At 64.1% G+C, this 21,221-nt stretch carries 23 protein-coding genes and 4 pseudogenes; 15 read left to right on the forward strand and 12 right to left on the reverse strand.

The window, feature by feature from the left end; genetic code table 11:
• Positions 1-93 precede the first annotated feature (93 nt).
• The 6 genes from pgeF (at position 94) to W7S_RS10900 (ending at position 4,242) form a co-directional block, all read left to right on the forward strand.
• The gene (gene pgeF, locus W7S_RS10875) at positions 94-801 is read left to right on the forward strand and encodes a peptidoglycan editing factor PgeF (RefSeq protein ID WP_036428813.1); all 708 of its coding nucleotides are present in this window, start codon (positions 94-96) and stop codon (positions 799-801) included.
• 5 nt (positions 802-806) lie between these two features.
• A complete protein-coding gene (locus W7S_RS10880; RefSeq protein ID WP_008256148.1) occupies positions 807-1,583 on the forward strand; it encodes a YggS family pyridoxal phosphate-dependent enzyme in 777 nt (258 codons plus the stop codon).
• A gap of 66 nt (positions 1,584-1,649) precedes the next feature.
• On the forward strand, positions 1,650-2,294 hold the full coding sequence (locus W7S_RS10885) for a cell division protein SepF (RefSeq protein WP_008256149.1): 645 nt from the start codon (positions 1,650-1,652) through the stop codon (positions 2,292-2,294).
• A gap of 165 nt (positions 2,295-2,459) precedes the next feature.
• A complete protein-coding gene (locus W7S_RS10890) occupies positions 2,460-2,750 on the forward strand; it encodes a YggT family protein (protein ID WP_003878110.1) in 291 nt (96 codons plus the stop codon).
• Positions 2,751-3,013: 263 nt separating this feature from the next.
• A complete protein-coding gene (locus tag W7S_RS10895) occupies positions 3,014-3,811 on the forward strand; it encodes a DivIVA domain-containing protein (protein ID WP_008256153.1) in 798 nt (265 codons plus the stop codon).
• A gap of 92 nt (positions 3,812-3,903) precedes the next feature.
• The gene (locus tag W7S_RS10900) at positions 3,904-4,242 is read left to right on the forward strand and encodes a phage holin family protein (RefSeq protein ID WP_008256156.1); all 339 of its coding nucleotides are present in this window, start codon (positions 3,904-3,906) and stop codon (positions 4,240-4,242) included.
• Between the two features lie 3 nt (positions 4,243-4,245).
• Here the strand turns inward: W7S_RS10900 and W7S_RS10905 are convergent.
• The 3 genes and pseudogenes from W7S_RS10905 to W7S_RS26100 form a co-directional block, all read right to left on the reverse strand.
• Positions 4,246-4,929 (reverse strand): annotated as a pseudogene (locus W7S_RS10905) (phosphoribosyltransferase); the annotation flags it as partial.
• Between the two features lie 623 nt (positions 4,930-5,552).
• Entirely contained in the window at positions 5,553-7,097 is a 1,545-nt protein-coding gene (locus W7S_RS10910; RefSeq protein WP_232518766.1) for a helix-turn-helix domain-containing protein, read from the reverse strand.
• A 592-nt stretch (positions 7,098-7,689) separates the two neighbouring features.
• The gene (locus tag W7S_RS26100; RefSeq protein WP_008256161.1) at positions 7,690-8,235 is read right to left on the reverse strand and encodes a hypothetical protein; all 546 of its coding nucleotides are present in this window, start codon (positions 8,233-8,235) and stop codon (positions 7,690-7,692) included.
• 72 nt (positions 8,236-8,307) lie between these two features.
• Here W7S_RS26100 and W7S_RS10915 point away from each other — a divergent pair, with 72 nt between their 5' ends.
• Positions 8,308-8,517 carry a hypothetical protein gene (locus tag W7S_RS10915; protein ID WP_008256163.1) on the forward strand — a complete coding sequence of 70 codons (210 nt, stop codon included), beginning with the start codon at positions 8,308-8,310 and terminating at the stop codon, positions 8,515-8,517.
• Between the two features lie 152 nt (positions 8,518-8,669).
• Here W7S_RS10915 and W7S_RS10920 read toward each other — a convergent pair whose 3' ends face one another.
• The 8 genes and pseudogenes from W7S_RS10920 to W7S_RS10950 form a co-directional block, all read right to left on the reverse strand.
• A complete protein-coding gene (locus W7S_RS10920) occupies positions 8,670-10,148 on the reverse strand; it encodes a hypothetical protein (protein WP_014711465.1) in 1,479 nt (492 codons plus the stop codon).
• A complete protein-coding gene (locus W7S_RS10925; protein WP_014711466.1) occupies positions 10,145-10,723 on the reverse strand; it encodes a DUF6036 family nucleotidyltransferase in 579 nt (192 codons plus the stop codon). The genes W7S_RS10920 and W7S_RS10925 overlap by 4 nt, the downstream gene beginning before the upstream one ends.
• Positions 10,723-11,238 (reverse strand): helix-turn-helix transcriptional regulator, encoded by a 516-nt coding sequence (locus W7S_RS26105; protein ID WP_014711467.1) that lies wholly within the window; start codon positions 11,236-11,238, stop codon positions 10,723-10,725. Before W7S_RS26105 ends, W7S_RS10925 begins: the two co-directional genes overlap by 1 nt.
• A gap of 364 nt (positions 11,239-11,602) precedes the next feature.
• Positions 11,603-12,037: a type II toxin-antitoxin system VapC family toxin gene (locus W7S_RS10930; protein ID WP_008256169.1), complete on the reverse strand. Its 435-nt coding sequence runs from the start codon at positions 12,035-12,037 to the stop codon at positions 11,603-11,605.
• Positions 12,038-12,040: 3 nt separating this feature from the next.
• A pseudogene (locus tag W7S_RS27470) lies at positions 12,041-12,495 on the reverse strand (type II toxin-antitoxin system Phd/YefM family antitoxin).
• 488 nt (positions 12,496-12,983) lie between these two features.
• Positions 12,984-13,562 carry a carboxymuconolactone decarboxylase family protein gene (locus tag W7S_RS10940; protein WP_036428816.1) on the reverse strand — a complete coding sequence of 193 codons (579 nt, stop codon included), beginning with the start codon at positions 13,560-13,562 and terminating at the stop codon, positions 12,984-12,986.
• Positions 13,559-14,695, reverse strand: coding sequence for a zinc-binding dehydrogenase (locus tag W7S_RS10945; protein WP_008256175.1), 1,137 nt, complete (start codon positions 14,693-14,695; stop codon positions 13,559-13,561). The genes W7S_RS10940 and W7S_RS10945 overlap by 4 nt, the downstream gene beginning before the upstream one ends.
• Complete coding sequence (locus tag W7S_RS10950; RefSeq protein ID WP_170320561.1) at positions 14,692-16,185, reverse strand: acetyl-CoA acetyltransferase; 1,494 nt, start codon at positions 16,183-16,185, stop codon at positions 14,692-14,694. The genes W7S_RS10945 and W7S_RS10950 overlap by 4 nt, the downstream gene beginning before the upstream one ends.
• A 209-nt stretch (positions 16,186-16,394) precedes the next feature.
• Between W7S_RS10950 and W7S_RS10955 the strand changes: the two genes are divergently transcribed.
• The 5 genes and pseudogenes from W7S_RS10955 to W7S_RS27475 all read left to right on the forward strand — a co-directional run.
• The gene (locus W7S_RS10955) at positions 16,395-16,919 is read left to right on the forward strand and encodes a TetR/AcrR family transcriptional regulator (RefSeq protein WP_008256180.1); all 525 of its coding nucleotides are present in this window, start codon (positions 16,395-16,397) and stop codon (positions 16,917-16,919) included.
• A 53-nt stretch (positions 16,920-16,972) separates the two neighbouring features.
• A complete protein-coding gene (locus W7S_RS10960) occupies positions 16,973-17,410 on the forward strand; it encodes a PaaI family thioesterase (RefSeq protein WP_008256182.1) in 438 nt (145 codons plus the stop codon).
• Positions 17,410-18,321 (forward strand): alpha/beta fold hydrolase, encoded by a 912-nt coding sequence (locus tag W7S_RS10965; protein WP_008256185.1) that lies wholly within the window; start codon positions 17,410-17,412, stop codon positions 18,319-18,321. The genes W7S_RS10960 and W7S_RS10965 overlap by 1 nt, the downstream gene beginning before the upstream one ends.
• A 92-nt stretch (positions 18,322-18,413) precedes the next feature.
• The gene (locus W7S_RS10970; RefSeq protein ID WP_020822352.1) at positions 18,414-18,992 is read left to right on the forward strand and encodes a TetR/AcrR family transcriptional regulator; all 579 of its coding nucleotides are present in this window, start codon (positions 18,414-18,416) and stop codon (positions 18,990-18,992) included.
• Positions 18,993-19,543: 551 nt separating this feature from the next.
• Positions 19,544-19,654: pseudogene (locus W7S_RS27475) on the forward strand (hypothetical protein); the annotation flags it as partial.
• A 62-nt stretch (positions 19,655-19,716) separates the two neighbouring features.
• Here the strand turns inward: W7S_RS27475 and W7S_RS27480 are convergent.
• Entirely contained in the window at positions 19,717-19,896 is a 180-nt protein-coding gene (locus W7S_RS27480) for a hypothetical protein (protein ID WP_036455211.1), read from the reverse strand.
• Here W7S_RS27480 and W7S_RS27340 point away from each other — a divergent pair.
• The 3 genes and pseudogenes from W7S_RS27340 to W7S_RS26120 form a co-directional block, all read left to right on the forward strand.
• Entirely contained in the window at positions 19,864-20,541 is a 678-nt protein-coding gene (locus W7S_RS27340; RefSeq protein WP_145958867.1) for a transposase, read from the forward strand. The genes W7S_RS27480 and W7S_RS27340 overlap by 33 nt on opposite strands.
• 78 nt (positions 20,542-20,619) lie before the next feature.
• Entirely contained in the window at positions 20,620-20,988 is a 369-nt protein-coding gene (locus tag W7S_RS27350; protein ID WP_198345441.1) for a hypothetical protein, read from the forward strand.
• A 70-nt stretch (positions 20,989-21,058) separates the two neighbouring features.
• A pseudogene (locus W7S_RS26120) lies at positions 21,059-21,202 on the forward strand (ISNCY family transposase); the annotation flags it as partial.
• Positions 21,203-21,221 lie beyond the last annotated feature (19 nt).

Below are 21,221 nucleotides of genomic sequence, written 5' to 3' on the forward strand. Positions count from 1 at the left end.
ATTTGCTTGCCACTGCGCGACGAACCGGCCTCGAAAGATAGTGGCCCTACGTCGATGCAGCCTGGCAGGCAACAACTTCCGGATACTGATCACGTGAGCGTTCGCGTCCGACGGGTGACCACCACCCGCGCCGGTGGTGTCTCCAAGCCGCCCTTCGACACCTTCAATCTGGGCGACCACGTCGGCGATGACCCGGCCGCGGTCGCCGAGAACCGGGCCCGGTTGGCCGCCGCCGTCGGTCTGCGCCCCGGCCGCGTGGTGTGGATGAACCAGGTCCACGGCGATCGGGTCGAGGTGGTGGACGGGCCGCGCGAGGCCGCCGTGGAGGACACCGACGCGCTGGTGACCCGCACGGCGCGACTGGCGCTGGCGGTGGTGACCGCCGACTGCGTTCCGGTGTTGATGGCCGATGCGCGCGCCGGGGTGGCCGCGGCGGTGCACGCCGGCCGGGTCGGTGCCCAGCGCGGCGTGGTGGCGCGCACGGTGGAGGCGATGCTCGAGCTGGGGGCGCAGCCCGACGACATCTCGGCCCTGCTGGGTCCGGCGGTCAGCGGCCACAACTACGAGGTGCCGGAGGCGATGGCCGGCGAGGTCGAAGCTGCGCTGCCGGGCAGTCGCACCGTCACCGGTGCCGGAACCCCCGGGCTCGACCTGCGGGCCGGAATCGCTTGCCAGCTCAAGGGTTTGGGCGTCACCGCGATCGATATCGATCCCCGGTGCACGGTCGCCGACCCGACGTTGTTCAGTCATCGCCGGGATGCGCCCACCGGCCGGCTGGCCTCGCTGGTCTGGATGGAGTGACCGCGATGGCGGTGGACATGTCCAATGGGGGAGACCGCGAATCGGAATTGACCCACGCATTGGCGGCGGTGCGCTCCCGCCTTGCCGCGGCGGCACAAGCCGCGGGCCGCAATGCCGCGGAAATCGAGGTTTTGCCGATTACCAAATATTTTCCAGCAATCGACGTCGTGACTTTGTCCCGATTGGGGTGCCGGGCCGTCGGCGAATCGCGGGACCAGGAAGCGACCGCAAAAGTGGCCGAAGTCACTCGGCTCCTGGCGGCTCCCGAACGGGCGAACGTGGGAAATCCGCGCTGGCACATGGTCGGTCATATCCAACGGAACAAGGCTCGGTCGGTGGCCGGTTGGGCCCACACCGCGCACTCGGTCGACAGCACCCAGCTGGTGACCGCCCTCGACCGGGGGGTGGCGGCGGCGCTGGCCGAAGGGCGCCGCACCGACCCGATGCGGATCTACGTCCAGGTCAGCCTCGACGGCGACGAGTCCCGCGGCGGTGTGGACATTTCCCGGCCGGGGGCCGTCGACCAGATGTGCGCCCAGGTCGAGGAGGCGTCCAATCTCGACCTGGCCGGGTTGATGGCCATCCCGCCGCTGGACTCCGATCCCGACGAGGCCTTTGACCGGCTGCAATCGGAACATCGGCGGGTCCTGGAGTCGCACCGGAACGCGGTCGGGCTCTCCGCCGGCATGTCCAACGACTTCGAAATCGCGGTCAAACACGGATCGACATGTGTGCGTGTCGGTACCGCCCTATTGGGCCGTCGGAGGTTACCGTCACCGTAAGTAGTCACTGCAGTAACAGCTTTATCACTAACACCAGGAATCCCAGGGGCTAGAAGGGTCAACGCAATGAGCACACTGCACAAAGTCAAGGCCTATTTCGGTATGGCCCCAATGGACGACTACGAGGACGAGTATTACGACGACCGCGCGCCGTCCCGCGGTTTCCCGCGCCCCCGGTTTGATGACGGCTACGGCCGCTACGACGGCGACGACTACGAGGACCCCCGTCGCGAGCCCGCCGACTACCCGCCGCCGGCCGGCTACCGCGGCGGCTACGCCGACGAACCCCGCTACGGCTCCGTGCACCCCCGCGAATTCGACCGGGCCGAGCGGGGCGGGCCGCGCTTCGGCTCGTGGTTGCGCAACTCCACCCGCGGCGCGCTGGCGATGGACCCCCGCCGGATGGCGATGATGTTCGAAGAGGGCCACCCGCTGTCGAAGATCACCACGCTGCGGCCCAAGGACTACAGCGAGGCCCGCACCATCGGCGAGCGCTTCCGCGACGGCACCCCGGTCATCATGGACCTGGTGTCGATGGACAACGCCGACGCAAAGCGGCTCGTCGACTTCGCGGCCGGCCTGGCCTTCGCGCTGCGCGGTTCCTTCGACAAGGTGGCGACCAAGGTGTTCCTGCTGTCGCCCGCCGACGTCGACGTGTCCCCGGAGGAGCGTCGCCGGATCGCCGAAACCGGTTTCTACGCTTACCAATAGGCGCACCCGCCGCGCTCGGCAGCGAGAGCTGACCGCACCCTCGAACGGTTGAACGACTGCCGAGACCACGTGAGGTGGGGCCGCTGACCCGGAGTCGGTAGGCTGGCAGGCGCCGCGCACGTCCGCGGCGCTTGGCATCTCATCGATAAGGTCGGGGCACTTCAGTTGGTGTTGTTCTTTCAGATCCTTGGGTTTGCGCTGTTCATCTTCTGGCTGCTGCTCATCGCTCGGGTCGTCGTTGAGTTCATCCGCTCGTTCAGCCGGGACTGGCATCCCACCGGGATCACCGTGGTGGTGCTGGAGATCATCATGTCGATCACCGATCCGCCGGTGAAACTGCTGCGCCGGCTGATCCCCCAACTCACCATCGGAGCGGTCCGCTTCGACCTGTCGATCATGGTGCTGTTGCTGGTCGCGTTCATCGGGATGCAGCTGGCGTTCGGCGCCGCGGCGTGACCCCGTTCCGGCCCGCCGCCTGAGGCCCCCGCGCCGCCCCGGAGACGGTTCGGACACGTTTTAGCGTCGGTTTGGTTCCCGCGATTTAAAATTTCTAAGGTTTCGGATTTTATTGGCCTCAATGTTTGAAATTGGCTCTTATTTATTGGGCTAATCAGCAACCGTCGCGCCTGGTGTGACAGGATGGACGGCAGTTGCACCACGGCTACCACTGCGTTCTACACTTTCCAGAACGTTCGACAGGAACTTGAGGGGACGAAACAATGCCGCTTACACCAGCCGACGTCCACAATGTGGCGTTCAGTAAGCCACCGATCGGCAAGCGGGGCTACAACGAAGACGAGGTGGATGCCTTCCTCGATCTGGTGGAAGCCGAGCTGACGCGACTCATCGAAGAGAACAGCGATCTGCGCCAACGGATTGAAGAGCTCGACCAGGAGCTGGCCTCCGGCGGCGGGGCCGCCGCCCCGGCCGCGGCCGCCGCGCCCACGCAGGCCATTCCGGTCCGCGAGCCCGAGCCCGAGCCCGTCAAGGCCGCGGCTGCGCCGGCCGCCGCGGTCAACAACGAGGAACAGGCCATGAAGGCCGCTCGGGTGCTGAGCCTGGCCCAGGACACCGCCGACCGGCTCACCAGCACCGCGCAGGCCGAGTCGGAGAAGATGCTGTCCGACGCCCGCGCCAACGCCGACCAGATTCTCAGCGAGGCCCGCAGCACCGCCGAGACCACGGTCGCCGAGGCCCGGCAGCGCGCCGACGCGATGTTGGCGGACGCGCAGACCCGCTCGGAGACCCAGTTGCGCCAGGCCCAGGAGAAGGCCGACGCCCTGCAGGCCGACGCCGAGCGCAAGCATTCCGAGATCATGGGCACCATCAACCAGCAGCGCACGGTCCTGGAGGGTCGACTCGAACAGCTCCGCACCTTCGAGCGCGAATACCGGACCCGGCTCAAGACCTACCTGGAGTCTCAGCTCGAGGAACTCGGCCAGCGTGGGTCGGCGGCCCCCGTGGACTCCAGCGCCGATGCCGGCGGGTTCGACCAATTCAACCGGGGCAACAACTAGCCTTTTCAGCTGTGCCGGACGCTCGCCGAGCTTCGGGGTTGGCACACTAGGTCCTGAACACCGCAGTCCGCTCGTCGCCTGGAGGATGCCCGATGCTCGTCATTGCGCTGGTATTGGCCCTGATCGGGCTCGTCGCGTTGGTGTTCGCCGTCGTCACGAGCAACGAGCTGGTCGCCTGGCTGTGCATCGCCGCCAGCGTGGTGGGTGTGGTCCTGTTGATCCTTGACGCCTTGCGCGAGCGCCAGCACCGCGAGCCCGGTGGGGCCGAGGCCCAGGATGCGGGTGAGGCCCGTCCCGACGAGGACGACTACGTGGACTATCCCGAGGAGGCTGCCGCCGAGGGCGAAGCGGAGGCGGTCACCGACGGGACCGAGGCGACGGAGGAATCCAGCGTCGCGGCCGAGGGCCGCGGCGACGAGTCCGCCAAGTAACGCTCAGGCCGTCGGGGTGGCGAGCAGTTCGCGCACCTCGTCGTCGCTGACCTGATGAAAATCGTCGTAGACCTGCCCGACCGCTTCGAATCCGGGCGGCATCGTCGCGCACACCACGTCATCGGCCTCCCGCGCCAGGTCGCGGCAGGCGGACTCCGGCCCCACCGGGACCGCGACGGTGATTGATTCCGGTCCCGCGGCGCGCACCGCTCGCACGGCGGCCAACATGCTGGCGCCGGTGGCGATCCCGTCGTCGGCCAGGATCACGACCCGGTCGCGCGGGTCGGCGATCGGCCGGCCGCCCCGGTAGGCGTGCTCGCGCCGGAGCAGTTCGGTGGTCTCGCTGTCGATCACCTCGCGCACCTGCTCATCGGTGACGCGCAAGCTGGCCACGACGTCGTCGTTCATCACCAGGCCGCCACCGCTGGCCAAGGCGCCCATCGCCAGCTCCGACCAGTTCGGCACCCCGAGCTTGCGCACCAGGAACACGTCCAAGGGGGCGCCCAGGGCCGCGGCGATCTCCCAGGCCACCGGCACGCCGCCGCGCGCCAGCCCGAACACCAGCACGTCGCGCCCACGGTAGGACGTCAGTTCCTCGGCCAGCGCGCGACCGGCCTCGCGGCGGTCACGGAAGTTGCGCGTCGCCGTTCGCCGGAGAAAGCCGTTCGGTCGATTCATTGGTCGTATACCAGCCTACGTGGGAAAGCTCACTTCGGCGGTGCATGCCCGGTGGGACGGCCGGCGCAAGCGCAATACGGTTGCGCGGGAAGGCGATTGGATTTGGCCGGCGGCGCAGTATCGGTGTGATCGCGGCTTCGCCGCTCAACATGGTCCATCGGCTCGGGTGTGATCGCGGCTTCGCCGCTCAACATGGTCCATCGGCTCGGGTGTGATCGCGGCTTCGCCGCTCAACACACTCCATCGCCTCAGGAATGAATGCGAGCATTCATTCCATTCGGCTCAGTCGTGTGTCCGAGGGGGGACTTGGCCACTTACGACACGGGTTGAGACCTTTCAACTGCGTCTCTGACCAGTGAGTTTACGGCGTCAGGCGTCTGGGGTGCAGTGGACGCAACGGAGCGATGTCCGGTGGGGTTGCAGAGGTGGCCGAGTTCGGTATTCGTGCGCTCGAACCATCACGCGGCGCCGAGTTTGCGAGGGCAGGCAGTAACGATGTACACGCGACCGCCGAGGCGGCGGATAGGTAATTCAGCGGTCTTCACCGTGCCGTAGGCAGACGCCGTTCGCCAAGAAGAAGAGCCGGCACGGGGCCGTCAGTGTCCATCAAAGGCATCGTCGCGACTGGGTGGTCAGAAAGGTCCGCGGCGCAGCTGCGCGACGGTGGCCGTCCATACGGTGTCGACGGCTTCCTGTAGCCGTTTCTTTGATCCCCCGAACAGACCGGCTTCTACGGCTGGCCACTGGTCGCCCGCGTTTCGAGCATCCACCAACGTGTGCGCGACTTCGGTCTCCTCGAAGGGGTAGCACTCGGCCGCGTGCGCGACGAACAGCCCCAGCCAGGGCTGGTCGAGGAGGCCTGGGCTACGTTGAGCCGCGAGATCGGTGACTAGAAGGGCAAAAAGTAGCTCGCTGGCATCGAACAGCCTGATGTACTGAGAATCGGTGTGGTCGGGAAAGTACGACCGCAGCGCATCGAACAAGAAAGCCGAGACCGGGTAGACCGGTCGGCGCGGAAGTCGACCCGCTGCGAGGGCGTCCAGCAGCTGCTCGGTGAGTACACCTGTCTGGGCGGCACGCAGGGCAAGTCCGAGATGCCGCTCGCGGCCGACTATCTCCCAGGGGCCAGCCTTATCGAGGACCGCCACCTTGCGGTTCGTAAAAAGGGACCAATCGACGGTCAGAGCGCGGACGGCGCCATAGTTCTCGTGTTCAATTGCCGCGATTGTGCCGGCGTAGATCGTGAGCGTCGCTGGCAGCAATGCCAACGCCTCCAGCTGTTGGTTTCGGACAGCCGTGATGAGCGAACCACTCTCTTGGGCAAGCGGTCTCGGCTCGGCGAGCGCGGTGATGACCTGTCGATATTCGACTTCAAGCGTAGTGCTTTCGACCCGACAACCCTCGATGACGAGAGGAAGCAAAGGCGCCGCGGTCTCGCAGTAGCCATCAGCGATCTCGACGTATTGGGTGATCTGCTTCGTCGGCACTCGACTGGCGAAGCCGGGTGGGAACTGTTCAGGGTTGCTGCACGCGTCGATCACACCGCGGGCGGCGCTGCGCATCAGGCGGCCGGCCAACCGGTAGTTGCCGTTACCGATCGCCTCGTCGAACGCGTCACTGTCAGAGACCGGAGGGTCCTGCAGGAGCCGGTTCTGCAGTTCGTTGAGCTCTCGATGGGTTGCCGGCTCGGAGCCGGAGATGCCGCGGCGGAAAACAGTTCCGGACTTGTAGCTCTCGTAGTCCTTGACCAGGGAGTGGATCCGGTGGCCGGGCTGCGGTGGTGCGACCGTGATGATCAGGACGAGTTGCCCGTGGAACTCGACATAGTCGACGTCCCAGTGTGGTCCGTCGACGTAGGTTCGCAGCATCCCGGCGAGGTCCGCCGCGTCGTGCACCGCGACGGCGCCGAGCACGCCGTCAGGCGAAACGCCCACGACGAGGTACCCTTCGCCCTCGCACTCGCGGGCCGCGTTCGCCGGGTCGCGATTGGCCAAAGCGATGATCGCTTTGGCCGCGCTGACCTTGTCCTTGGCCTTGGAGAAATCCAGGGTGCTTTTCCACTCCACCCAATGGGTCTCGGGCGTGGTGGTCGAGGTGGCGTGATAAATCGCTTCGACGAGTTCGCCGAAGCGGTGGCTGCGTCGAAATGACACACTCGTGTCTAGGTTGAGACCCACAGCGGTCGAGCATATTCCCGACCCCGCGCAGGAGCGTCGGCCTGGGGACTCCCGCGGGCGAGACCAACGGCGGAGCGGTCGGAATGTGGTGAGGCACCAGCGTGTGAAACCCCGGCTCTGCGAGCGCAGTTCCGTCGAAAAAGTCGAACAAGATCTCTGGATCTGAACATCGCCCAGCCACGGGCGCGTCGGGCGATGTGGCGATTAACGGAGATCGCTGGCCGACGACGGGGTGCCCGCGATCGCCAGTTTCGTCGAGAATCAGCGGGCAATCCGCCAGCCGCCAGGTTGAATGCGATAACCGCCAACTCCACTGACTCCGGACACAACCACCATCGCCCGCTGCCTATCTCCGTCCCGGGATGAATGTGCGCTTGACGGAGCCGAGGATTATCGGCCCTGTCGACGACGACCCGGTGCAGTGCATCTTTCGTGGCCGGATGACGGCGGTCTTCAGTTGGATTGATCCTCTAGTCCGGCGATGCGTGCCGTCCAGGTTGACAGAAACTCGCGCCCTTCCGCAGTCGACAGCACAGACAGGAGCCCGGCATAGACATCGCAGACGGCCCCCACCAACCGCGGGCCAGCTGACTCACGATTCACGGCGTCGAAGACGTTTGTTGAGTCTGGCGCGATCTTCAGCGCGCATGGCTTCGATCGCCTGTGCTGCATACCGGTTGTAGACATCAAAACTGTCCGCCGCCGGCGCAGTGCTGAACCGGTGGATCTGGCTGTCGATCGTTTGAACGTCTAGAGCGAAATACTGGATTACGACTCGATAAGCGAAGTCGACTGCCCGTAGCAACTGCGCCAGCCGCCCGGATTCCGCCGCTTCAGTAAGCGACCAGTGCAGGCCGTCGGAATGGTTCGTTCCGCGGTGGGAGATCAAGGCGGCGGCGCGTCGGAGGTCGCTGAGGTCTGGATCATCACCCGTGACTACTGGCCAGCGCTCGACAATCACACCATCGCAACGTAATTGGACCGTCGCATACTCCAGCATTTCCGCCACACGAACCGTTTCAGCGAAGACCTGACGCGCAGCGGCCTCCGATGACTGATCCACGGCGACGGTGATATACCCCGCCGCAGGGTTGCGACGATCGTTCGGCTCGAGATGTGTCACAGTCCATTGGCTCATGAATGCGGATCATTCCATGGGGGTGCGACACAATCCTCGTCGTGACGGGACGGCTATAAGGTCAACACACTGGTGCGATCCACCTTCAGGTGCGCTTTCTTCGACGAGTGGACCCCAGCCGTCCTGATCTGCCAGGAGCTGCAGATATTCGAAGGTGTCTGCGAGCACCGCTCGCTGAAAGGCTTCGTCCGCCTGATCGCCAAGTGGCGTGAAGTGTGCACCAACGAGATGCCGATGCAGCCGCAGACCTTCCTAGACCTGACCGCCCTCGCCGCCCGATGAGCAACTACCCAGCCGTAGCGCTGTCGCGCCTCATCAAAGCGCTCCAAGGCGACGCTTAGAGCAGGCGAAGTTCGCCGCATCGTCGGGCTGTCGATAGCGTCAGCCAGCGCTGTTGTCCCAGGGTTGCTCACCAACGGAAGCGCCTGCCGCAGTCAGCTTGTGCGGCCGGGGTGGGCAGTGCGGCAGCCGCGGGCGATGCGCTGGAGCAATCGTTCGCGGTCGGTCAGGATGTCGAGGAGATACACCATGGGCACGAACACGATGTCTGCCGGCAGGCGGCCGGTGTGTTCGGCGAGGATCTCGGCGTTTTCGTTGAATCCGTGGGTGGTGTTGCGGCGGGCGTTCCATAGGTGAATCAGTCGCGACTCCGTTGTGGCGTCGGGGTTGGAGCTGGGGGCGAAGAACTCGTCGGAGACCTGCTGCGCTGCTGTGAGTGCGCGATAGGCCGGCGCCATGACGAGTGGTTTGATCCGGGTGGGTACGTGTTCTTCAATTGCCTTGATGCGCTTCGCGAGTCGCGTCGGTGTCATGAGTTGGCCGATGCCGTTGGCGCCAGTAAAGCTGTCGGCTAGAAGGTCCATGGCTGGGAACATGAGCATGAGTTGTGCTGACCGGTCGCGGGGATGGCTGAGGATCGCCCCGATGCGGGTAATCAATTGTTCAAGGTTCAGCATCCAGCGTTGGTGGGCCTCGGGGACGTAGGTGTTCTTAGCGTCGAGATACGTTGTGGGAGAAAAGATGTCGTTTATTGTCTTGTCGACACGTGAGGCCCACCAGTCAACGGTCTCAGAGAAGATCGCCCTGTGCATGTCCGACGCGTCGGCGATTGTGTTCGCGAAGTCGTGGGTGGGGGAGTGGTGGATAAGCACCCGGAGGCAGTCGAGCGGGTCGCGGCTTGCTCCGAATCCTCTTCCGTTAATCAGGCGGCCGAAAGTGTAGACGATGACCTGTCCGACTCGTGGTACGCCTATTCCCCACATCGATGGACTCTGACTGCCGAGTAAGGGAGCAAAATAGAGGCCTCCGAAAACAGTGCCTTCTAACAGCGCTCCCGACGACTGGAACGTCGCCTTCTCGGGGTTTTGTTTGGACTCCTCGACCAGTTCGGCTGCGGTGGTGTGTCTGAGGCGTAGGAGCACCTGGGGGAGTTTGGACCAGCGGTAGGCGAGAGGGTCGATCCGGACGTCGTGGACGGAGAGGCGCGGGAACAATGGCTCAGTGGCGCCGTCAGCCCGTTCTAGGGGTATGCGGGAGAGCGCAGCGCTGCCCCATTCGATGGCGGCAGGGACTTGGTGGTCGGGGACGGCGATCAGCGTGGTGATGATGCGGTCAAGGCGGGCCGCCAGCGCGGGGTTTTCGTCGAGGGCTTGGGTGATCTTGTCGAAGGTGTCGGACAGTTTCGGTGGCATGCCTCCTGGTACGTCGGGGGTAGGTGCTGGCGAGACATCGAACCTGCTGCGTTTGAGGGCGGGGCCATGCAAGGTCTGCGCGGAGACGAGGTCGGTGTGCTTGGCGGAAACTTCCCACACCGTGTCAGAGCCGATGGGGCGTCGCAAGACGACGAGGCCGAGGTGGTCGATGAATCCGGCCGGATCGTTGCCATACATTTCGGGCGGGACGTCGATGTTCATGATGGCCCGTTGTCGATTTGGTACGCCAGCCAGCGGGTGGCCGTCTCGATAGCTGTGGTGTAGCGGGCGTTGACGGTGCCTAATCGGTCAGTGATCACGACGGGGTCTACAAGGTGCTCTTGGATGAGTGCCTGAACGAAGTTCTGGTCCTTGGGACGGAATGCGCAGAGTTTGGCGACGCAGAGGTCTTCTTTGTCCAGGCACCAGCCGATGAATTGGGGATCACCGGAGGGGGCGGCGGTGTTGGCGTTCTGAACTTTGACGAGGCGGTCTCTCCAGCCCTCGGGTAGGGCAGCGGTGGTGAGGTCGACACCATCGATGCTGAATCCGTGCGTTTGTTCGAATGGTGAGAGTTCGCCGGCAACCCCGACGATGAGGTCGGCAAGTTCAATGGTGGTGTTGTTGTCGTCGGTGATGGGTAGGATGTCGACTTCCATTGAGCGGGTCGCAAGGTGCGGCAACTCGTATTCGGGGTAGGTGCCAAGGATGGCCTGAGAGCCAATCACGATGACTTCGGTTTGGGCGGTGATCTGGCAGGCGGTACGGATTGCGTGTTCCAGTTGGTCGCGGCGCATCACACAGCGTTTCGGAGTGCTTGCCGGCGCTCTTCGTCAGTGAGGATCCCGCCCATCGGTGTGACCTCGCGCATTTCGATCGAATGGCGGTCGACGCCGGTCAGGATGCGGCGCAGCGCGGGGACATCCTTGGTACTGACGAGATGCTGCCAGTGGTCGAGGTTGGCGAGATGCGGTTGGCCACGTACACCAGCGCGTAGGCGGGCTATGTTGGCAAAGATCGTTGGCTGCCAGGCAGTTAAGGATGTGGCATTCAGGTGCGTCGCCAATTGCCGGTGCATGCTCCAAGAGCGGCGCTCGGAACGCGTTAGGTTCGCGTTTACGGCCTGGCGGCTGACTTCGAGTCGATAGCCCATGCACGACAGCAGTCGGTCGATCTGGTCATCGCTGAAATCGATTGTGCCGCTTAGAAACTGGCTGATGCTGGGCTGTCGGACACCACTGATTCGCGCGAGCTGCGATTGGCTCATCCCGGTTGCAGCCATGACATGGCGAAGGACGTCACGGGGACCCATCTTGAAACTATAGCATCCAATACTATAGGCGTAGCCACGCAGAGCGGGCATCTTTGCACAGGGGTGCCACCGTGGTGCTCGTGCGGAGCGAGCACAGGACGACTGCCGCGGTATGGCACCGCAATGGGATGTTCTCCGTTCCCACCGTCGGGCAGAATTAGGACATCGACGCGATGCCAACTTGGCATCAGCAAATACTGGAAATTAGCTTCGACCGAGCTCAGAGCGGATATGCTATCCGTGCAGCTAAGAAATTGTGTCCGAGGGGGACTTGCCCACCTACGACACGGGTTGAGACCTGGCGAATCGGTACCTGATCGTCGTCCGTGCTGGGGTCGGCCCACTCTAATGTCGGGCGGTCGGATTAGGGGTCGAGTTGGGCGGGGGCGACTCGGCACCCGGCGGCTTGGGCTCCGGTGTGCAGGCGTCGGTCCCAGACGGCGACGATCAGGCCGGGGTCACCGACAGCCGACGCGCTGGCCAGATGTACTGCGTCGGCTCCGCGTAAGGCATGGGCTCGGGCGAGGCGGCCGGCGTGCTGTTCAACGGTGGCGGTGAGTTCGACCGGGCGGGTGGCGGCCCAGAAGTCCTCCCAGTCACGCTCGGCGTCGGCGAGCTCGGATTCGGTTAGGTCGTGATTGCGGGCTGCTGCGGCGAGTGCGGCGCGGACTTCGGGGTAGGCCAGGCGGCTGGACAATGCGGCGTCGCAGCCGTCCCATAGCGCGGACGCCAGCCAGCTTCCTGTCTCGGTGGTGAGAAGTTTGACGAAGGCGCTGGCGTCGAAGTAGACGAGTGGCACCGGTCAGCGCCGCTGGTCGCTGACCCGGTCAGACACCGGCCGCCGCGGTCGGGGCCGGGACCGACCCGCAGCGACGGGCCGCTGGGCGGTGGCCTTGCCAATCACGCCTTCGGCCGCGAGACGCTCCAAGTTGCCTGCGCTGTCCAGTGCAGCGAGCCGCGCGACCGGAATCCCGCGGTCGGTGATGACGACCTCACCACCAGCCCGAACTCGATCGAGCCAATCGCTGAGGTGCGCGCGCAACTCGGTCACGGATACCTCCACACCATGAACTGTACACTCACTGAGCCATGATTTGTACATGTCACTTCTGAGTGTGGCAACGACGACTTGAGAGATTGACCTGCGCAAGCCGGAGGCGAGGTGGCAACGGGCCGGTACACCGATTCGTCCGCGGTGCTGGCGACGCCGAGACGGTCGATATCATGGTGGCTGGTGGCCTTCCGTCCAAGCTGCATCCGAAGGTGTTGCGGCGGAAGGTGTTTGCCGTCCCCGGTGGGACTTCGGCGCAGCTGGCGTTCGTGGTCAGCTGCATGGAGACGGCAGCGCCTCGGTGTCGGACGCCGGGTCTAGCTTGCAGCAACGAGCTTTTGAATTCTCTGCTTGAGTTGCTGTGTGCGGTGACTGCTGGCGATCGCCTTCATTGGCGTTCTGTTGCCAGCGACCCGATTGAACGACTCTCCCAGTAGTAACAGTTGGCCTGAGTCGCGAAGAACCTCGACATCCCTTGGATCGTATTCGTATGACGGAGCGTGCTTCAAGCTGGTGTAGGCGTCCCAGAACAGTTGGCTCCACATGTCTAGTTGGTGGCATTACCCCGAGACCGTGGCTATGAGACCGAAATCACAACTACCCGTTTAAAATTCAATAGCCCACAACTGACTAGGAACATAAGGGGTAACCCAGCTTCAAAACTTGGGTGCGATTGCTGAACAACCGTTTTTACTCAATCGTCACGTCGAGGGGCTCGCCCATCGGGCGGCCAGGAGTCGGTACCCGACTCAAGCGGAATATTCAAGGATCGAAGCAGGATCGAAAAGAGCCGCCAATTGGCGATCGCTCCGACAAGTTCGACCAAAACCGCGTGATCGCCATTGAATGCCTTGTGGCACGCGGCCCAGTTTTCCTCGGCAATGACCCCGTCACGTACCACATCATCGGTCGCGGCCAGGACCGCACGCTCGGCATGGCCCAGACGATTGGAACTTTGCCAGTCACGCACCGCCAGAAGGTCATCCGAAGCCACACCGAGCAGCGTCGCGATTCGCCAATGCTGTGTCCACTCATATACCGACCCCGTTACCCAGCCGATGCGCATGATGATCAATTCGCGTAGCCGGGCGTCGAGCACACCGTTAAATAGCAGCGCCTCGAGCATTCCGTACAGGGCCACTGCGAGGCTCGGCTGGTGAAGTGCCACGCGAAATACTGACAGTTCTGCCATCTCTTCGGGCAGCCCACACTCGGCAGCCCGCAGCCGGGCCTGCTCAAGGTCGAGCATCGGTACGCGTTCCGTCCTCGTCACGTGACCTTTCTCTGTTGAAGCTCCGCATGCTGTGAGGGCGTGGGCACGAAGACGTTGTGCAGGGCCGCACTCGATTTGGCATTTTCATCTGCAAGCGAACTGAGCAGCGGCGCGAGACCAGCGAATCCGGTTGATTCTCTTGTGATCCGGTCGAACGGCCAGCGGCGCGTGGCCAGAATCTCGAGGGCTGCCCGGTAGGCGGGATACTCCACGCCGAGTGCACCGGCGATGTGTAATTCCTTATACACCAGCGTGTCTGGTTCAAAGCCGGGCGCGCCGCCTCCGCCGCGGGTGCCGGCAACCACGACCGTGCCGCCAGGCTTGGCAAGGGCGACGGCGTCGGCGAACGCGGAGGGTGCTTTGGCGGTGACATCGACGACCACGTCGGCAAGCTGTCCGCCTGTCTCACGCTGGAGCGCTGTCACTACATCGTCCTGCGATACGTCGATGGGCAGGTCGACACCGAATGATCTGGCTATGGCCAGTCGCTGATCGTCGCGTGGACCGATGCCGGTCATCGCGACGAAAGCGGCTCCCGCCTCTTTCGCCGCCACCGCCGCGCAGATCCCGCGGATGCCGGGTCCCAGTATCGCTACGATACTCCCCGCCTTGGTGTCGGGAAGAGTTTTCCCCCATTGGATACCGGCCCCGAGAGGGTTGAACAACGTGGCGAGAACGGGGTCCATGTCTTCGGCAATCGGGAGTAGCATCGCGTCCCACGGAAGCTCCACATGGGTGGCGTATCCGCCCCATAACCCGGCGCCGATCTCCACGTCGACGAACCCGAACATGGTGGCGATGCCGTTCACCGCACATCGCCGGTATTCGCCGCGGCGACACTCCGGGCAGTCTCGGCAGGACCGGAACACCTCGACGGCCACGCGCTGGCCGGCCTGTACGCACCAGCGTTCGCTGGCCGCGTTGCCGACATGTTCGACGATGCCGACGATTTCGTGACCTGGAACGAATGAGAAGCCGGCAGGCAGGTGTCCGGTGAATTGTTCGTGATCTGTACCGCATAGACCACATGCTTCAACTCGCAGGATCGCACCGCGGTCACCGACGTCGGGGATGGTCATCTGGCGTCGCTCCAGATTCCGCGGTCCGGTCAACACCATGGCCTCGGCGATCATGGAAGCTCGAATCCCGTGGACGACCCTGTGTTTCGGAGGCAAACCGTTCTGCCAACGTACATCTCGCCCGCCATCGCCTCGGCAATCTGCGGATCGTCGCTGCGTGCGACGACTCTTCGCCCGTCGGAGAGGTGCGCGATGATCGGTGTCCATCGAGGTCGTCCGTCTCGGTCGTACACGACCGTGTACCCGTCCACTGTCGCGCGACCGGTCGCCTCGTCGACGCCTGCGACGGCCAGCCGCGATGAATCGATCTGAGCTTGTTCCTCTGCCGTGTCGATCAGTCGCCACCCGGTTGGTGGAGGGGTGGCCGACCACACACCGACCGAATGTTTCGTCGAATACCAACCGAGGCCGGTGACGAGTCCGGCATCGGTGGGGTCGCGTCTGCAGCGTCGGACCATCTCAACGATCGCGTGACTGACGTAGTTGTTACCGGGACCGCCGTGATAGGGGAGGCCTCCGGTTACTGTGAGGCCTCTATCGTCGCGGGGGTCCAACTCGAGAGCCTCGGTGGCTATCTGAACTGCCGACGGGAAGCAGGAGTAGAGGTCGAACCACCGAATGTCGTCGGTGGTCAATCCGCCCGCGTCGAGAGCCTTCCGTGCCGCTACTTCGATACCCGTTGAGCGACTGAGGTCCGGCCGTTGCACGGGGAAGTACACGTCGTTGCAGGTTGCCGCTGACCAGGGAAAGACCCAACGATCGCGCGAGACGCCCAATTCGTCTGCCATCTCGGCCGCCACAACGATGAACGCGGCAGCCATGTCGACGGACATGTTGCTGTTGAGCAGCTTGGGATAAGGCAAGCACACCATGCGGTTTTCCGCCGTTACTTCGCTGAGTTCGGCGGCACTTCGTGTGCGCGGGAACCAGGCCTGCTCGGGATGGCGCGCCGCCTCGGCTGTGAACGGTGCCATCAGCGTTCCCAGCCACTCCCTTTGCGCATCGAAATCATGGCCGTGGCGTGCGGCGATCGCGGACTCGAAGATGGGATACACCTCGTGCGGCCAACTCAGACCTACCGACATCTCGGCTTGACTCAGCCCGGGGCGGGCGTCCCCAAGGGATTCGTCGCCGGAGCGGGGCGGGGCTGGGCAGTTGAGAAGTGTCTCACCCTGGAGCTTGCGCGCGGAATGCCCGCTCTCCGCGCCGACGACCAGGACAACATCTGCGCGGCCCTCGGCTATTTCTCCACCCAACACCTCGACGAGATACTGCGGGGTGTTTCCGCCGACTGGACAGCTGATGCGGCGGGCGGGACTGATGCGCATCGCTTCGGCGATCCTGCTGGCGGGATTGTCCCGCGATATGACCAGGATGCCGGGAGCCGCGACCGTGTCGATGCGCCGTTCGACCGCGCGACCGGTGTCGTTGACCGCGCGGCGTGCGGCCTCCACTGCCAAGTCGATCGGGTCCACGACGTCGTTCCCGCGATGGGTGACTTCGCCTACGCCGACCACCACCGGAGTACGCGCTTCTACCGACAATCGATCACTCGCTCAGGGCCACGGGCTGTTGTGAGACACGAATGCGATGGTGTCATATCTGCAGTCAAGCCACAATGGTGTGCGCCCGCGGCATACTGGCTGTTGTGTCGACGAAGTTGGTGCGATGGGGTGCTGCCGCGCCGTCAGATCGTGGTTCCGCTCGCGACCGATTGCTAGATGCTGCCGAGCGGTGCCTAGAGAGTTGCGGCGTGGTAGGCACGACCATGGAGGACATCGGCAGAACAGCGGGTGTCTCCAGGGCAACGGTGTATCGCTACTTCCCCAATCGGGAGGCGGTGATGTCGGGCGTCATCATTCGCGCCGCCGAGCGCTATCTCGATCGCATCAACCCCCGGATCGCGGAGCACACCGATCTGGGCTCCGCTCTCGTCGATTTCGTAGAATACACAGTTGAGGCCGCGCGCCGCGAAGAGATCATCGGATTGTTGTTCGGCAGCGACGAGGAACTCGCCGGCGTTGGCCTCGCGGCGGGGACCTCGACGTCACTCTTCGAACTCGTCACCGAGTTTCTCCGTCCCATCTTCAGGAGACACTGGAGTTACGTAGAACCGGGCGTCTCCGTCGACGACGCCGCCGAGTGGGTTCTCCGCACGATACTGAGCCTGCTGACTGTTCGAGGACCGCGGGAGCGCAGTCGTGACGGGCTCCGGACATTTCTTTCAAGGTTTCTCCTTCCCGCAATCCTGGCGAGCGACCATTGTCGACCGATGTGACAGACAAGGCGTAATGTCTCAACCACAGCTGAGGTAGGAGGCCGGACATGTCTGTGCAGTTCACCACGTTCAACCAGCAGGTCGCTGAACAACTGCAGAGCGCAGCAGAAACCACGGGCGGGTTGGCCGGTTACTTCGGCTTCCGGCACACTGAATTCACTGCTGGACGGCTCGTCGCGGAGATGGACGCACGCGACGACCTGAAGACGCCTTTCGGCAACTTGCATGGCGGCTGCTTGTCGGCCATGGTCGACCATTGCCTTGGAGTGGTGTTTTATCCCGTGATTCCGATGGGATCCTGGGTCGCGACGACGGAGTTCAAACTGAATTTGCTTCGTCCAGTCTCCAGCGGAACCTGTGTAGCCACGGCTGAGATCATCTCGCTGGGCAGAACCAGCGGTGTGGCACGTATCGACATCTGCAACGACGGCAGAGCGGTGTGTGCGGCGCAGGGCACCGTCACCGTCGTCGCACCGAAGGCCATCTCTTGATGTCTGCAAACAGAGCACATGATTCGTCCGCTCCTGTCGTCGAGCGCGTGCCCACGGTGGATGGGCTCTCGCTGGCGGTCGACTTCTACCGCTGTGACGGACCGCGGGCGGTCGTGTTGCTCCTTCACGGCGGTGGTCAGAGCCGGCACGCCTGGGATGTCACCGCCCAACGATTGCATCAGCGGGGCTACACCGTTGCCGCCTACGACGCAAGGGGACATGGTGACAGCGACTGGGATCCGGACGGACGCTATGACATCGAACGGCTGGGGTCCGACCTGTTGGCCGTGCGCGCGTACGCCGGCTCCGCCCGCCCAGTTGCCGCGATCGGGGCATCGTTGGGCGGTTTGACCATCCTCGGCACGCACTTGCTCGCCCCGCCGGAGCTATGGCAGGCCATCGTCCTGGTTGACATCACTCCGCGAATGGAGATGCACGGCGCCCGACGAGTCGTAGCGTTCATGTCGGCCCATCCCGAAGGTTTCGACAGCTTAGAGTCGGCCGCTGACGTGATCGCCGCCTACAACCCGCACCGCCCTCGCCCCGAAAACGTCGACGGCCTCCAACAAGTCCTCCGGCGACGTGGAGATGGTCGCTGGGCCTGGCGATGGGATCCGGCGTTTGTGACGTCGAATTTTCAGTTCCTGCAGGGTGATTTAGACGACGGCGCAGAGGAGTTCGAGATGATGAGCGCATTCCTTGTCGATGGCGCGCGACAGGTGTCCGCGCCGACGCTGCTGGTCCGCGGCCTTCTATCAGACATGGTCTCCGAAGAGACAGTGAAGGATTTCCTCACCCTGGTTCCCCACGCGCAAACCGTTGACGTGTCGGGCGCGGGCCACATGGTTGCTGGCGACAACAACGACGCATTCTCAACGGCGGTCGTCGACTTTCTCGACTGCACCGTTTGACGCCTGTCGTCAGGCTGCGCGGGGGATCCCAGTTCGCCACCTATTCTGCTCGTATGCCAACTGAATCGGTGCGGATGTCGTTTCGCCGACATATGCGCGAGCAGGTCTTGAGGGCGACACGGGAACTCACCATTGAGAAGGGCTGGGAACAGGTCCGGGTGAGTGAGGTCGCCGAACTTGTCGGCGTCTCCCGACCGACGTTATATAAGGAGTTCGGCGATAAGCAGGGACTCGGTGACGCGCTCGTGGTGGCCGAGGGTCAGCGCTTCCTGGAGGGTATCCACGCCATCCTCGCCGAACACACCGGCGACGTTCAGGGCGGCATCACTGCAGCGGTGCGGTTCACCCTCCTTGAAGCAGAAGCTAGTCCGCTCCTGAAGTCGGTGCTGACGTCCAACCACTCAGGGGATGATCGCGCTGGTGCGCCGACGATGGGCGTCCTTCCTCTCCTGCCGACATCGGCGTCCCTGCTCCAGCTCTCCTCCGCGGCTTTGGTCGCGTGGTTTCACGACCACTTCGCCGATCTCGACTCCGAAGACGTCGAGGAGGTCGCAGACGTTCTGGTGCGGTTGACCGTGAGTCACGTCGTCCTTCCCTCCGCGGACATCGCCACCACGGGTGAGCGGATCTCGCGTGTGGCGCTCTGCTACCTCGGCGTTGGGCATAGATAGCTGTGAGTTGAGCGGTCTTACCCGCGAGCGGCGCCTTACAGAAACTGATTTTCGTAAGATTCTTGATTGCTGTGCTTTAAATGTAAACATCGCGCGGCTGGCGCGCACTTGCCATGACCCCCGCCGGGCTACGCCGGTTCCAAGACCTGCGCCGCAGCCTGCTACAACCACCCCGGCAACTACGGCCTCGGCACATGCCGGACTCCGCGAGCAGCACCACCGAAACCGCTAGCGCCACGGCGTAGCATCACCCACCGAAGCCAGAACCTGCACCCGTGGACGTAGAGCAACGGAACTGCGCGCGGATCGACTGCAGGTGTCGGCTGCCAGTTAGAAGGGACCAGCTCGGCGCCTTCGATTTTAAACGGGCAGTTGTGATTTCGCTCTCACCGGGCGTGTCGCTGCTGTAGGGGGCCCTTGGCCTTCTGAAGTCTGAATGTTGCGAAGCATTCAGGCGAACGAAGGGACCGGGGGCCGTGTCTGACGGTACGACATTGTTGTTCGGGTTGCCCGGTGTGCGGGTCGAGCGTGTCGAGCGTTCAACTGACGGGATGCGTGTGGTGCATGTGGCGACTGCCGAGGAGGAGGGGGCGGCGTGTCCGTCGTGTGGGGTGTTCTCCACCTCGCTCAAGGGCCGGGTGACGACGTCGCCGCGGGACATCCCGTACGGCAAGGGTCGAATCATGATGCGGTGGCACAAGACCCGCTGGCGATGCCGGGAGGACTACTGCGAGCGCGGCTCGTTCACCGAGGCGATCGCGCAGATCCCGGCGCGGGCGCGGACCACCCGGCGGTTGCGCACCCAGATCGGCGCGGCGATCGGGGAGGCCGCCCGGTCGGTGACCGAGGTCGCGATCGCGCACGGCGTGTGGTGGCCGACCGCGCACCGCGCCTTCTCGCCCACGCCGAGGAGCTACTGGGCGAGCCGAAACCCACCCGGGTGCTGGGCATCGACGAGACCCGCCGCGGTAAGCCCCGCTGGGAGCACTGCACCGAGACCGGCCGCTGGGTGCGGGTCGACCCCTGGGACACCGGCTTCGTCGACCTGGCCGGCTCCCAGGGCCTGCTCGGGCAGCGCGAGGGCCGCACCGGTGCCACGGTGATCGCGTGGCTGTCCGAGCGCAGCGTGCCTTTCCGCGAGGGCATCGAGTACGTGGCGATCGACCCAGCCGCCGCCTACGCCTCCGCGGCCCGCACGCCGGGGCTGTTGCCCAACGCCACCCTGGTGGTCGACCACTTCCACCTGGTGAAATTGGCCAACGACGCACTGACCAAGGTCCGCCGCCGCATCACCTGGGACCTGCGCGAGCGCCGCGGCCGCAAGATCGACCCGGAGTGGGCGAACCGGCGCCGCCTGCTACGTGGTCGGGAACGCTTGTCGAAGAAGAGCTTTGCGAAGATGTGGAACCAGATCCAGGCCGAGGACACGAGCGCGCAGATCCTGACCGCCTGGATCGCCAAGGAAGAATTGCGGACCCTGCTGGCAACCGTTCGTCTCGGCGGCGACCCCCACCTGACCCGGCACCGACTGCACCGATTCCTCACCTGATGCGTCGACTCCCAGATCCCCGAACTGCTCACCCTCGCCGTCACCGTCGACGACTGGTGGCCCGAGATTAACGCGTTCGTGCAGACCGGCATCACCAACGCCCGCACCGAGGGCTACAACCGCTGGCCAAACAGGTCAAGCGTGTCAGCTGCGGATTCCGGAATCGAGAGCACTCGGCCCGCCGGATACGATTCCACTGCACCCGCAAACAGCGGGCCGCAACCCAGACTCCATGCTGATTGCCCGGTCAAAATCGAAGAGCCCGCAAACAGCGGGCCGCAACCCAGACTTCATGCTGATTGCCCGGTCAAAATCGAAGAGCCCGCAAACAGCGGGCCGCAACCCAGACTTCATGCTGATTGCCCGGTCAAAATCGAAGAGCCCTCATTGCACCAGAATACCCAACAACGCATTAGCTACTTCGACCTGAAAAAGTCGGCGCGTTGATCCGCGGGCTGGCGGTGCTGAACTGGGAGGATGGCCTCAAGCCCTTGGGCTAGAAGGGATTGAGGCCATCGTGTTTCGTACTGTAGGCGATCAGCCGTCGTTGTGGGAGTCGATCCTGCCGGAGGAGGTGCGGCGGCTGCCCGACGAGCTGGCGCGGGTGGATGCGTTGTTGGACGATCCGGCGTTCTTCACACCGTTTGTGCCGTTTTTCGACCTGCGGATGGTGGCGTCCG

Source organism: Mycobacterium sp. MOTT36Y (assembly GCF_000262165.1).
GTDB lineage: Bacteria > Actinomycetota > Actinomycetes > Mycobacteriales > Mycobacteriaceae > Mycobacterium > Mycobacterium intracellulare.